Below are 12,905 nucleotides of genomic sequence, written 5' to 3'. Positions count from 1 at the left end.
TTTTCCTTGTGGTTTGACGCATGGAATAAAGTAAGACGGGTTGAAGTTGAACAGAACCGTACTAAGAAAATAGTCAGACCTGTTCAGTTGATTTCTAAAGGACGTTCTATGACACAAAAAGTTTCCTCTCGCTCCAAGCTCCCTAGCTGGGCAACAGGGTTTGGCGCGCAAGTCATTGCGGGCCTTATCATCGGCCTTATCCTGGGACTGATCGCATCTGGCATGGATACCGATCCTGATAATCCAGGGTGGCTGACCAATCTGCTCAGCGGTGTCGGTGGCGCCTATGTCCAGCTATTGAAGGTCATGGTTCCGCCGCTCATCTTCGCCGCGGTGGTCACCTCTGTGGCTAACCTGCGCAAGGTTGCCAATGCCGCATCCTTAGCCGTTTCTACGTTGATGTGGTTCGCCATTACGGCGTTCTTTTCCGTCATCGTGGGCATCGTCGTGGCATTGGTCATGAAGCCCGGTGCTGGCGCGAGCGTCGATGCATCCGCTGCAAAGGATCCATCGAGCGTCGGTTCGTGGACTGCCTTCTTCGAGCAGCTGCTCCCTCAAAACTTCATCGGGCTTACGGCCTCTGCTAGCGATGGCGAAGTTACCCTCAACTTCGGTGCGCTTCAGCTGCTGGTTATTTCCTTGGCCATTGGCATCGCCGCGGTACAGACCGGTAAGGCTGCCGATCCGTTCTTGCACTTTACGGAGTCCTTCCTCAAGGTCATCCAAAAGGTCCTGTGGTGGATTATCCGCCTGGCACCGATTGGTACCGCAGCGCTTATCGGTAAGGCCGTTGCTACCTACGGGTGGGACGCACTTGGTTCGCTGGGCAAGTTCGTCTTGGCAATGTATGTGGGTCTGGCCATCGTCTTCGCCGTGGTCTACCCTGCAGTGCTGAAGTTCAACAATATTCCGGTCAAGGGCTTCTACAAGCGCATCTGGCCGGTAACCTCCTTGGGCTTTGTCACCCGTTCTTCCATGGGTGTTATGCCCGCAACGCAACGCTTTAGCGAACGCGCCCTGGGCGTTCCCACCGAGTACGCGTCCTTCGCAGTGCCCCTCGGCGCTACCACGAAGATGGATGGCTGCGCCTCCGTCTACCCTGCCGTTGCTGCGATCTTCGTTGCGCAGTTCTATGGCGTGGACCTAGACTTCACGCAGTACCTGCTCATCATCTTCGTCTCCGTCATTGGTTCCGCGGCTACCGCGGGTACCACTGGCGCGACGGTTATGCTCACGCTGACCCTGTCCACGCTGGGTCTGCCGTTGGCTGGCGTCGGTTTGCTGCTGGCCGTTGAGCCCATCATTGACATGGGCCGTACGGCGCTGAACGTCACGGGTCAGGCATTGTGCGCGACGGTCGTCGCCAAGCGCGCAGGCATCCAGAACCAAGAGGTGTGGGATGAAGCCGAAAATGGCGTCAAGCACATCATGGAGGAAGACTCCGACGAGGAAGTAAGCGTCAAGGCTTAATAAATCGCGAATGAAGGCCCAGAGCAGTACGCCTTGGGCCTTAATTTATTGCCGGAATGGAAGTGGGCGGCGATGCGCGACGCCGGCCGGCTCCACGTGGATAAACACGCTGCATCCGGGGAAAAGCTGGTCGAGGGCGACTTCGACGTCGTCGGCGATCTCGTGCGAGTATAAAACGCTCCAGCTCGCCGGCACCTCCATGGTCAGGTAGACCATCCTTTGCCTGCCGGAGGCTACCGTGCGCCGGTCCGTGAAGGTCACGGCCTTTTCTTTTTCCAGTTCAGTTAAGAGATCCCAAATCTGATCCTGCTCTTCTTCCGGGAGCGCCTCAGAAAGCAGGCTGCTGACGGATTCGCGCAAAATCTTAAATCCTGTCCACAAGATATTGATGCCAACCGCCAAGGCTACAAGCGCATCGAGCCACAGCCAGCCCGTGAGATACACCGCAGCCATGCCGGCGAGGACGCCGACGGAGGTCCACACATCCGTAAGCAGGTGGTGGCCATCGGCATTCAGCGTCGCGGAACGGTAGCGCTTGCCCGCCTTAATCAAGGCCAACCCGACGCCCAGGTTGAGCAGCGAGGACAAGAGCGACAGCGCTAAGCCCCAGCCGCCTTCTTCAACGGGCTGGGGAGTAATGAGGCGCTGGATCGCGGTGTAGATGATGGCCCCTGCGGCGAGGAAGATCATCGCGCCTTCTACCAACGCGGACACATACTCGGCCTTGCCGTGTCCAAAGTGATGATTATGGTCGGCAGGCTTGGCGGAAATGCGCAAGGCGCAATAGCCCGCGATGGCGGCTGCGAGGTTCACGAGGGACTCAAGGGCGTCAGAGAAGAAACCTACCGAGCCCGTTAGCCAAGCCGCCAGGGATTTCAAGATAATCGTCGCCACTGCCGCGGCGATGGACAACATCATAAAGCGCTCTAAAATGCGCTGCTCAGAACTTAAAGAAGACAAGGTCTACTACTCTCCCTTCGGCAACCAGAATCAGTCCGAAGGTCTCGTTCGCATCGGGTGCATCGATGCTGAGTGGCCGGGCTTTGAGGCCAGTGTGTCGACCAGTCATCGCGGCGCAATGGGCGCCGTAGGAACTACTCCCCTTCTGAGGTCATAGGTTAGCAGACAGAGGGAAGGGGAAAAATACAGCCAAAGCCTGAATCTTCCCATGGGCCCTGCAGCCGCTAGAGACGAAAAACTCCCTACGAACCAGGAGGTTTCTCACAATCTGGCCCGTAGGGAGTAATTAAGGCTCAAGCCTAATTTAGTGCTGACCCTCTCCGAACTCTTCAACCAACTTCGCATTGAATGCAGGCAGGTCATCCGGGGTACGGGAGGAGACCAAACCCTGGTCGCAGTGGACCTCCTCGTCAACCCAGGTAGCACCTGCGTTGCGGAGATCGGTCTGCAGGGACGGGAAGGACGTCAAGGTACGGCCCTTGAGTGCTTCTGCATCGGCTAGGATCCAACCGCCGTGGCAGATGGCACCCAAGGGGCGGTCCTCGCCCATGTGCTTGCGCACGATACTAACGGCTGACTCGTCCAAGCGGATGAGGTCGGCGTTATTGGTGCCGCCAGGCAGGATGATGCCATCGAAGCTCTCATCCTCGGAATCCTTGGTCGTAGCATCAACGTTAATCTCGGTGCCGTTCTTGCCCGTAATGGTGCCAGCCTTAGGTGCCAGTACCTTTACGGTGGCGCCAGCCTTCTGCACGGCCTCCAGCGGAGAGGTCAGCTCGGAGTCTTCAAAGTCATTGGTAGCAATGATTGCGATCGTCTTGTTTTCTAGCTCAGCCATTATTATGACCTCCTTATTGTTGTTAAGTACGCAAATAGGATAACTCTAAATTCGCGCACTCGCCACGTCTACTCCCGCGACCTGCAACAAGCTAGGATTTAGCCACCGATCTTGAAGTCACACACGTCGCCATCGTGCATGATGTAGTCCTTGCCTTCTTGACGGACCTTGCCGTTGGCGCGCGCTTCGGCCATGGAGCCGGCGGCAACGAGATCGTCGAAGGAGACGATTTCAGCCTTGATGAACTTCTTTTCAAAGTCGGTGTGGATAACGCCAGCGGCCTGGGATGCGGCGGCGCCTTGCTTAATGGTCCACGCGCGGGTTTCCTTTTCACCGGCGGTGAGGTAGGTCTGCAGGCCCAAGGTGGAGAAACCGGCCTTGGCCAAGGTAGCCAAGCCAGGCTCTTCTTGTCCTACGGCCTCAAGCAGCTCGCTTGCCTCGTCCTCATCCAGCTCCAAGAGCTCGGACTCGGTTTGTGCATCGAGGAAGACGCAATCTGCTGGGGCGACGAGCTGGCGCAGTTCGTCCTTCTTGGCGGCATCGGTAAGCACAGCCTCATCCGAGTTAAAGACATAGAGGAAGGGCTTAGCCGTCATCAGGTGCAGCTCGCGCACGAGGGAGAGATCGATCTCGCCGGTCTTGGCGGCGGCGAAGAGGGTACGGTCATCCTCCAGGATTTCCTGCGCCTTCTTGGTTGCCTCCACCACGGGTGCCAAGTCCTTATTCTTCCGGGCATCCTTTTCCAGGCGCGGCAGGGCCTTCTCGATGGTCTGCAGATCCGCCAGAATCAACTCCGTATTAATAACGGAAATGTCGTTGCCGGGATCTACCTGGCCATCGACGTGGATGACATTGTCATCAGAAAAGGCGCGGACCACCTGGCAGATGGCGTCGGCCTCGCGGATATTAGCTAGGAAGGCGTTACCCATGCCCTCGCCCTGCGAGGCGCCTGCGACGATGCCGGCGATATCCACGAAGGACACGGTCGCCGGCAAGATGCGCTCGGAATTGAACATCTTGGCGAGGGTGTCCAAACGGGGATCCGGCAGCTCCACCAAGCCGACATTGGGCTCGATGGTGGCGAATGGGTAGTTGGCCGCCAGGATTTCGGAACGGGTCAGGGCATTAAACAAAGTGGACTTGCCCACATTGGGCAAGCCGACGATTCCTAGTGTAAGACTCACGGGGCTAATCCTAACGCACCTACCACGTTATGAGGCAAGATGGTGGGGTGAGTTCTGATAAGCAACCAAAACCCGAAAAGCCGCAGGCAAGCCCGGGCGATAAATTGGACGGTGACTTCGACACCAGCCAATTGGACGATGTATCGCCACATCCCCCGGGCAATCAGGTCGATCGCTCCGTCATCGCGGGCGAAATGGTGAAGTCGACCTCCCTGTGGGCCGTACGCCTGTTGATCATCGGCGTGTTCCTTTTTGCGATCTATCACGTCCTAGGCAGCTTCTGGCAAGGCATCCTCCCGGTGCTCTTGGCCCTTATTATCTGTACCGTCTTAAACCCCATCGCGCGGTGGATGCGCACAAAGGGCCTACCCGCGGGCTTGGCGGCGATTACGACGATCCTTATCTCCTCGGCCGCGGTCGGCGGGCTCATCGCCTCAGTGGCGCCGGACTTTATGCGGCAATCCCAGTCGCTCTACCTGCAAACGGTCTCCGGCATTCAGCAGCTGCAGCTATGGGCCCAGGGCCCGCCCCTGAACCTCGATAGCGACGATATGAGCACCTATATCGACGAGGCCGCGGGCTGGCTGCAGGAGCGCGCCGGCGTAATTGCTGGGTCGGTATTTACGGGCATCGGTAATGCCACCTCATTTTTCATCACGGTATTCATCGTCTTGGTGCTCACCTTCTTCTTCCTGAAAGACGGCGCCAAGTTCCTGCCGTGGCTGCGCGATGCCACCGGCCGGCGCGCGGGCTGGCACCTTACTGAATTGCTCACGCGCGCTTGGAATACCCTGGGCGGATTCATTCGGGCACAGGCGGTGGTCTCGCTTATCGATGCCATCTTTATCGGCCTCGGCCTCGTTCTCATCGGCGTGCCCTTGGCGATGGCCCTGGCAATCATCACCTTCATCGCCGGCTTCATCCCGTTTGTCGGCGCCATCGTCTCTGGCGCGCTCGCGGTCGTTATCGCCTTGGTGTCTTTGGGCTTTACCCAAGCCCTGTTGGTCCTGGGCCTTGTCCTTTTGGTCCAGCAGCTTGAAGGCAATGTACTCTCGCCGTGGCTGCAGGCAAAGGCCATGAACCTGCACCCGGTTATTGTTTTGGTCTCCGTCATCGTCGGTTCCGCGCTCTTTGGGCTCATCGGTGGATTCCTGGCCGTGCCGACCGCCGCCATGATCGCGGTGGCTTATCGCTACGTGCAGGACATGATGAAGCTGCAATCCGGGGAAAAGCACTCCTCCGAGCTCAACTACTCCACCGTCGCGGGCTATCTCATCGGCCGCTATACCGAAGAGCAGGCACAATACAAGCGCGAGCAGTGGCGCAAGGTCCCAGAACACGCCAACCCCGATATCGCAGGCGCCGACGCCGCATCCGATGGCGCGTCTAACACCCTGGATGATTCCGTCGACGTCGATTCCACCCCGGAAGACTATGACGATCCGAGCATGCGCTCCAACCTGCGCCGGGCGCGGGATGCCTTCGAAAATCTTTTGAACGGAGATTCGAATAAATAGTCAGGCGTGTCCGCGCCGCGTGCCATAGTGGATCCCATGACTTCCACTTTGCCCGTGCTGCTGCTGTTCATCGGTCTCTTATTGGGCGCCGTGCTGGGGTGGTTGGCCCACTCCCATTCGGCGTCTCGCTCCACGCCGAGCGAGGAGCACCGGGCGCTGCAGGAATCGCAGCGCCGCCAGGCCGAGCTGCAACCGCTAGAAAAGGCCATGGATAGGCTGGGATTCCAGTTACAAGAACTGGAAGAAGACCGCACCGCCCACTTGGCCTCACTATCCAGCCAAGTGCAGGCGGTGACCCGCACCTCGTCCCGGCTCACGGAGCGCACGGATCAGCTCGTTACCGCGTTGCGCTCGCCCAATGTGCGCGGCCGGTGGGGCGAGATTCAGCTAGAGCGCGTCGTCGAACTCGGCGGCATGACAAGGCACGTGGACTTCGATTCCCAAGTTTCAGCTCCCCTAAACGGCCGCATCGTGCGCCCGGATATGCTCATCAACTTGGCCGGCGGCAGGCATATCATCGTCGATGCCAAGGTCCCGTTTTCTTCCTACCTCGACGCGCTAGAAACCGAGGATCCAGAAGAACACGCTGGCTACCTGCGCCGCCACGCGCACCAACTGCGCAGCCACATCCAGGCGCTGTCCCACAAGGACTATATTGAGGCCTTCCAGCCCACCCCGGAATTCGTGGTGCTTTTTGTGCCCGCGGATCCCTTCCTCGATGCGGCGCTGTCGGTCGATCCTGAGCTCATCGAGTTTGGTTTTGAACGCAACGTCGTCATCGCCACCCCGAGCTCGCTCTTCGCGCTCTTGCGCACGGTGGCCATGGGATGGCACCAGGAAGATATTTCCGCCAAAGCAAAAGAAGTCCAGCGCCTAGGCCGCGAGCTCTATTCGCGGCTCAATACGCTCTCGGAGCACTACGGCAAGGTGGGCCAGAGCCTCGAAAAGGCAGTGGAGGCCTATAATTCCACGCTCTCTTCGCTGGATTCGCGGGTGGGCGTGACCGCCCGCAAGCTCCACGAAATGGAGATTCCCGGCCGCACAAACCGGGCGCCTCGCGAGCCCTCCCCCATTGATACGTGGCCGCGCGGGACAAATTATTCCTAAATTCTAGGCGGTTTCACTGCGTGGATATAGCCATTGGCCCGCGCCAGGCGGTAGGATTTTGCGACGTGTCACTAGCCAAACAACGAAAGCCTACCGCCGCGCAACGCCTAAGCATGCCGAGCATCTCGCTGCTGAAAGGCCTTGGGCTATTGGCGGCACTTTTGATCACCGGCGCATTGATTTCCATTCTTGCCGGCTCCATAGGCTGGATGTACTTTGCCTTCCTCATCATCAGCTCGCTACTCATAGCGCTCATCGTTGAGGAACGGGGCTTATTCCTGTCCATCGCGTCCATCCCCATCTTCTACGCGGTAACCGTGGTGACGGCGGGAATCGTCATCACCAAGTCCAATGCCCCGGAAGGCACCAGTTTTTCTAAGACGTCGCTGCTAACTTCCGTGTATCCGCTGGTTCAGAACTTCGTGTGGTTGCTTATCGCGGTCCTCGGCGCGGCTGCAATCGGCATCCTGCGCTGGATGCGCTTCCGCAAGACCGCCCAGCGCGCCGTCAAGCAGCAAAAGGTATCGCGGCGCGCGGACATGAAGCGGGACCGCCAAAACCGCGCTGAGCGGCTCTCCGTGGCGGAACTCATGGCGCGCGATAGAACCGAAAACGGACAGGTTCAGTCCCCACGCACTTCCCGCCGCAGATCGCATGCACAGACGCAACCGCCGCAGAAGCCGCAGGATCGCATCCGCGGACGCGACCGAGAAGAGCGCCGCCGCGAGCAACAGGCAGAACGCGAAAATCGCTTGCAGCCGGATCCGAACCGGCGCGCGGGGGACGTGATACCACCGGATCCCGAACGAGGCCCCTCCTCTTCAGCAAAAGACGAGGCTGCCAAGAAGCAGCGGTGGGACGATAATCTCTATGAGTAAATAAAACCGTGAGCTCCCGGCGCTCTTTACGAGGCCGCGGGGCTCACGGTTTTTCGTTGCCTCTAGGCGGTTACGCGCTAGGTGCGCGCGGGGCGCAGGTCGCGCGGCAGCGCGAAGGTGATGGATTCGGTGGAGGTGGTTACTTGCTCCACATCATTAAAGCCGCGATCATCCAAGTACTCGAGCACCTCGCGCACCAAAAGCTCTGGCACGGAGGCGCCACAGGTCACGCCAACGGTCTCTACGCCGTCAAGCCATGCTTCATCGATTTCTTCGGCAAAATCCACCAAGTGGGAGTCGCGCGAACCCGCCTCGAGTGCAACCTCTACCAGGCGCACCGAGTTGGACGAGTTCTTAGAACCCACCACGATCATCAGATCGCACTTCGGCGCGATGGCCTTGACGGATTCTTGCCGGTTTTGGGTGGCGTAGCAAATATCATCTGACGGCGGGTTTTGCAGGTGCGGAAAACGCTCGCGCAGCTTATTGACGATGACTACGGTCTCATCCACCGAGAGCGTGGTCTGCGAAAGCCAAATGAGCTTTTCATCCTGCAGGTAATCCGGCAGCTTGTCCACGCCGTCGATGCCATCGACCAGGTGCGTAACATCGGGGGCCTCTCCCGCGGTGCCTTCTACCTCTTCGTGGCCTTCGTGGCCCACGAGGAGGATGTGGTAGCCATCGCGCTCAAAACGCTGGGCCTCCTTGTGCACCTTGGTCACCAAGGGGCAGGTGGCATCCAGGGTCAGTTGCTTGCGCTCTTGCGCCTGATTGCGCACCGCCGGGGAAATGCCGTGGGCGGAAAAGACGAGGTGGGCACCCTCTGGGGCCTCGGCGGCCTCTTCAACGAAGATGACTCCGCGCTTGGCCAAAGATTCAACGACATAACGGTTGTGGACGATTTGCTTGCGCACATAAATGGGTGCGCCGTATTTTTCTAGCGCCTTTTCTACGGTCTCGACGGCGCGGTCCACTCCAGCGCAGTAACCGCGCGGTGCCGCGAGGAGAACATTTTTACCATCAGTCATGCCTCCCAGAGTATCGAAAGGTAAAGCAAAACAATAGTAAGGCCTATCCAGCAGGGAAAGCGCCCATCTAGGCCACCCAAGCGGGGCGCCACGGGCCCTGAGCACCTACACTAAAAGGCACTGTATGGCGCTGTACAAGGAAAGGGTGGCTGCGTGAACCAACCGGCAAATACTCCAGAGACCCCGTGGCCCGTGGGCCAGGTCAATGACCAGGTGAAGGGATGGATCGAGCGCCTAGGATACCTGTGGGTGGAAGGCCAGTTAACGCAGATTAATTACAAGCCCACCTGGAAGCTGTCCTATCTCACCCTGCGCGATGTCCAGCAGGAAAAGTCGGTGCAATTGACTTGCTCGTCCTCAATGCTGCACAACTTGCCCACGCCGCTAAAAGATGGCGACCGCGTCATCGTGCACGGCAAGCCCGCCTTTTATGCCGGCCGCGGATCCTTTTCCCTGTGGACCACGGAGATCCGGCACGTAGGCATCGGCGATTTGTTGGCGCGCATCGAAAAGCTACGCGCGCAGCTTGCCGCAGAAGGCCTCTTTGATCCCGCGCGCAAGCGCCCGCTTCCCTACCTCCCGCAGAAAATCGGCCTGATTACAGGCCGCGGTTCTGCCGCCGAGCGCGATGTTATGGCAGTAGCCCGCGACCGGTGGCCGGCCGTGCAATTCCGCGTCATTAATACTGCGGTCCAGGGGGCGAATACCGTCCCCGAGGTGATTTCCGCCCTGCAGGAGCTCGACGCCGATGCGCAGATCGATGTCATCATCATCGCCCGCGGTGGCGGTTCCGTCGAAGACCTCCTGCCCTTTTCTGAAGAAGCCCTGCAACGCGCCGTCGTGGCCGCAAGTACCCCGGTGGTCTCCGCGATTGGCCACGAGCCGGATAGCCCGGTGCTCGATAACGTGGCGGATCTGCGCGCGGCGACCCCCACGGATGCCGCCAAGCGCGTGGTCCCGTCGGTGGCAGAGGAACGCGCCGTCATCGCTGAGGCGCGGTCCCGCATGGCGGCGGCCTTGCGCGGCTGGGTAGAACGCGAACGGCGTGGATTGGATAATATCCGCTCCCGCCCAGTGCTGGCCGATCCGATGACGCCCATCCGCGCCCGGCGCGAGGAGGTCGAGCGCATGCGCACGAGTATGCGCCGCGAGCTGCGGGTGCTGCTGGATCGCGAGACCCGGCACGTGGAATCCCTGCGCGCGCGGGTTTCTGCTTTGGGGCCTTCGGCCACGCTTGCCCGTGGGTATTCTATTGTCCAGGTCTTGCCCAAAGATGGCAGCGATCCGGAGGTCGTCAGCTCTTATGAGCAATCACCGCCCGGCGCGCAATTGCGCATTCGCGTGGGCGATGGTTCCATCACCGCCGTGTCCATGGCCTCCCAGGCCGCCGATTAGCCAGAAATAGTAGGAGAATTGCTGATGTCAGATGAAACCATTGGTTCCGGCCAGCCGGGCCAGGATGCCTTTACTCCCGTAGAGGAATTGAGCTACGAGCAGGCGCGCGATGAGCTCATTGAGACCGTCAAGATTCTAGAGCTCGGCCAAATGGGCCTGGATGAGTCCCTAAAATACTGGGAGCGCGGCGAGGCGCTTGCCCGCACGTGCGAGTCCCACCTGGATGGCGCTTCCAAGCGCGTGGAAGATGCCCTAGAGAAGGCAGAAAACAACGAGCAGCAGGCCGAGGAGGGTGAAGAGTAGTGCAGATTTATGGTTACCCGGGAAAGCGGATTGATTTCGTATCCAAATCGGCATCGGCAGGCTCCATCATGGGCGGTGATTCCCGCGCGCTGGTAGAGGAGTTCTTCGGGCCGGCGCATACCAGCACCCAGGTTTCGGGCACCGAGGAGGAACTAAGCTACTTTTCCCGGTCCATCGTGCTGCTGCTTGCCGATGCCCACGTGGTCCAAGTCTCCATCTACCCGCAGCGTTCTCAGCGCGAGCGCGTGGATGTCTACCTAGAAAAGACGCGGCTGAGCGGCCTGGATGCCGCTGGCTTAGAAGAAGCCACCGGTAATACTGAAGGAATCACGGTGGAAGCGGACTCTGAGGGGCTCAGCGAGGTTACTTTCCGCTTATAGGCTTGGCCTTGATAAAGGCCTCGGTGGCGGCGGCGAATTCTTCATCGGGGGCCGCGCCAGAGATGATGAGGCGGGCATCGCCCAGGTCAACAATCCACAAGCGGCGCACCGAATCGTCATCGCTTGCCAGCACGCGCACCTGCTGACCGGCTACCTCGCGCGTAGAGTTCAGCCCGCGGTAGTTCGCATCGTATTTTTCGCCCGCGTCTTCTGCAGAAACCTGCGTTTGGGTGGATTCCACGTAGTTTCCGTCCGCAGTCAGCCAGCTGACGACGGTGGCTGTCTCGCCGCCTAGCTGCGAGCGGCGGGCCGCATTGGCCTGCCAGCCTTCAGGCATCTGGGGATCTCGGATGGCGCCAATACCGGCGCGGGCCTGCGTATCCAGGAAGGTCTCCTCGTCTACCTCTTGGACTGGGCCTTGCGCTGTTTCCGGATTGACCGAGCAGAGCCCGGTCGCGCCCACCACGAGCAACATCATGACGACCACTACGGATAGGGACAAAATGATGTCGCGAGCGCCTTCGAAAATCTTCGGTCTTTGTTCTGCTGCCACGCGCCTTAGTATCGCATGAGCCGCCGTGAAAGTGCCACATGCCTCCCGCGTGCGCACATTCGCGCCGTTAATGCCGCCAATAACAAGGAAAATCCCCACAAAAGGGGCCCCAAATCGGACCTATTGGCGCCAAAAAGTGCCAGAATAGGAAAAGTAGAACACTAAGCGCGTGGGAATTACCCCCACGGTGAGAACACATGGAAGGCAACCACTACACATGTCCGAAAATACTTCTTATTTGCCCGACCGTAACTTGGCCATGGAGCTGGTGCGCGTGACCGAAGCCGCCGCCTTGGCCTCTGGCCGCTGGGTTGGTCGTGGCATGAAGAATGAGGGCGATGGCGCGGCAGTCGATGCCATGCGCAAGCTGATTAACTCCGTGGCGATGAAGGGTGTCGTCGTCATTGGTGAGGGCGAAAAGGATGAGGCCCCGATGCTCTTCAACGGCGAAGAGGTCGGCACCGGTGAGGGTGCGGCGATGGACATCGCCGTGGATCCCGTGGACGGCACGCGGTTGATGGCTGAGGGCCGCCCCAATGCCATTTCCGTGATCGCCGCCGCTGAGCGCGGCACCATGTATGACCCGTCCGCGGTCTTCTACATGGAAAAGATCGCCGTGGGCCCAGAAGCCGTCGGTTCCATCGATATCAACCAGTCCGTGCAGTGGAATATCGAGTCCGTGGCCAAGGCGAAGGGCCTGCGCACCGCGGATGTCACCGTGGTGGTTTTGGACCGCCCGCGCCACGAAAAGCTCATCCAGGAAATCCGCGAGGCTGGCGCCAAGGTGCGCCTCATCATGGACGGCGATGTGGCAGGCGCCATCGCTACCTGCCAGGATTCCAACTCCATCGACATGATGATGGGCATTGGCGGCACCCCTGAGGGCATCATCACTGCCTGCGCCATGCGGTGCATGGGCGGCGAAATCCAAGGCAAGCTGTGGCCAAAGGATGAAGAGGAAGCGGAAAAGGCCCGCGCCGCCGGACACGACCTGGATAAGGTCTTGGGCACCAATGACTTGGTCTCCTCCAAGAACTGCTACTTCGCCGCCACCGGCGTGACCAACGGTGACATGCTGCGCGGTGTGTCTTACCGCAATAATGGTGCCTCCACCCGGTCGCTGGTCATGCGTTCCAAGTCCGGCACCATTCGCTACGTCGATTCCTTCCACAAGCTGGCTAAGCTGCAGGAATACTCCGTCGTGGACTACTCGGACCCCACCAAGAACTAAACCTCACCCCCAAATGGCGGGACGGGCTCGGGCTTTTCGCGCTCTAGTTTTTAGCTTTTCG

General features: G+C 59.6%; 13 protein-coding genes. 8 read left to right on the top strand and 5 right to left on the bottom strand.

The annotated features are described in order from the left end of the window. Positions 1–108: 108 nt before the first annotated feature. Positions 109–1,470 (top strand): dicarboxylate/amino acid:cation symporter, encoded by a 1,362-nt coding sequence (locus tag HMPREF1261_RS10485; RefSeq protein WP_005280065.1) that lies wholly within the window; start codon positions 109–111, stop codon positions 1,468–1,470. A 45-nt stretch (positions 1,471–1,515) separates the two neighbouring features. Here the strand turns inward: HMPREF1261_RS10485 and HMPREF1261_RS10480 are convergent, their stop codons facing one another. From HMPREF1261_RS10480 to ychF, 3 genes are all read right to left on the bottom strand, one after another. Next, a complete protein-coding gene (locus tag HMPREF1261_RS10480) occupies positions 1,516–2,388 on the bottom strand; it encodes a cation diffusion facilitator family transporter (protein WP_005280064.1) in 873 nt (290 codons plus the stop codon). Between the two features lie 346 nt (positions 2,389–2,734). Next, positions 2,735–3,268, bottom strand: coding sequence for a type 1 glutamine amidotransferase domain-containing protein (locus HMPREF1261_RS10475; protein WP_005280063.1), 534 nt, complete (start codon positions 3,266–3,268; stop codon positions 2,735–2,737). Between the two features lie 98 nt (positions 3,269–3,366). After that, positions 3,367–4,452 carry a redox-regulated ATPase YchF gene (gene ychF, locus HMPREF1261_RS10470; RefSeq protein ID WP_023030922.1) on the bottom strand — a complete coding sequence of 362 codons (1,086 nt, stop codon included), beginning with the start codon at positions 4,450–4,452 and terminating at the stop codon, positions 3,367–3,369. Between the two features lie 29 nt (positions 4,453–4,481). Here ychF and HMPREF1261_RS10465 point away from each other — a divergent pair, with 29 nt between their 5' ends. From HMPREF1261_RS10465 to HMPREF1261_RS10455, 3 genes are all read left to right on the top strand, one after another. Then, on the top strand, positions 4,482–5,969 hold the full coding sequence (locus HMPREF1261_RS10465) for an AI-2E family transporter (protein ID WP_034653586.1): 1,488 nt from the start codon (positions 4,482–4,484) through the stop codon (positions 5,967–5,969). 36 nt (positions 5,970–6,005) lie between these two features. Then, on the top strand, positions 6,006–7,076 hold the full coding sequence (locus tag HMPREF1261_RS10460; RefSeq protein WP_023028598.1) for a DNA recombination protein RmuC: 1,071 nt from the start codon (positions 6,006–6,008) through the stop codon (positions 7,074–7,076). 65 nt (positions 7,077–7,141) lie between these two features. Continuing rightward, positions 7,142–7,954: a DUF6542 domain-containing protein gene (locus tag HMPREF1261_RS10455; protein ID WP_232208009.1), complete on the top strand. Its 813-nt coding sequence runs from the start codon at positions 7,142–7,144 to the stop codon at positions 7,952–7,954. Between the two features lie 77 nt (positions 7,955–8,031). Here the strand turns inward: HMPREF1261_RS10455 and HMPREF1261_RS10450 are convergent, their stop codons facing one another. After that, positions 8,032–8,982, bottom strand: coding sequence for a 4-hydroxy-3-methylbut-2-enyl diphosphate reductase (locus HMPREF1261_RS10450; protein ID WP_005280054.1), 951 nt, complete (start codon positions 8,980–8,982; stop codon positions 8,032–8,034). 153 nt (positions 8,983–9,135) lie between these two features. Between HMPREF1261_RS10450 and xseA the strand changes: the two genes are divergently transcribed. Genes xseA through HMPREF1261_RS10435 form a run of 3 tightly spaced genes read left to right on the top strand, consistent with a single transcriptional unit; the run spans position 9,136 to position 11,060 of the window. Beyond that, on the top strand, positions 9,136–10,377 hold the full coding sequence (gene xseA / locus HMPREF1261_RS10445; RefSeq protein ID WP_023030920.1) for an exodeoxyribonuclease VII large subunit: 1,242 nt from the start codon (positions 9,136–9,138) through the stop codon (positions 10,375–10,377). Positions 10,378–10,401: 24 nt separating this feature from the next. Continuing rightward, positions 10,402–10,680, top strand: coding sequence for an exodeoxyribonuclease VII small subunit (locus HMPREF1261_RS10440; RefSeq protein WP_005280052.1), 279 nt, complete (start codon positions 10,402–10,404; stop codon positions 10,678–10,680). Then, the gene (locus tag HMPREF1261_RS10435) at positions 10,680–11,060 is read left to right on the top strand and encodes a hypothetical protein (RefSeq protein ID WP_005280051.1); all 381 of its coding nucleotides are present in this window, start codon (positions 10,680–10,682) and stop codon (positions 11,058–11,060) included. The genes HMPREF1261_RS10440 and HMPREF1261_RS10435 overlap by 1 nt, the downstream gene beginning before the upstream one ends. Here HMPREF1261_RS10435 and HMPREF1261_RS10430 read toward each other — a convergent pair. Continuing rightward, positions 11,044–11,613: a DUF4245 domain-containing protein gene (locus tag HMPREF1261_RS10430; protein ID WP_034658361.1), complete on the bottom strand. Its 570-nt coding sequence runs from the start codon at positions 11,611–11,613 to the stop codon at positions 11,044–11,046. The two genes, HMPREF1261_RS10435 and HMPREF1261_RS10430, sit on opposite strands and share 17 nt — an antisense overlap. Positions 11,614–11,830: 217 nt before the next feature. Between HMPREF1261_RS10430 and glpX the strand changes: the two genes are divergently transcribed. Continuing rightward, positions 11,831–12,844, top strand: coding sequence for a class II fructose-bisphosphatase (gene glpX, locus HMPREF1261_RS10425; protein ID WP_023017698.1), 1,014 nt, complete (start codon positions 11,831–11,833; stop codon positions 12,842–12,844). Positions 12,845–12,905 lie beyond the last annotated feature (61 nt).

The sequence above is a fragment of the Corynebacterium sp. KPL1818 genome (assembly GCF_000478135.1).
Classification (GTDB): Bacteria; Actinomycetota; Actinomycetes; order Mycobacteriales; family Mycobacteriaceae; genus Corynebacterium; species Corynebacterium accolens.
This window is presented reverse-complemented; position numbering and strand designations above follow the sequence as displayed.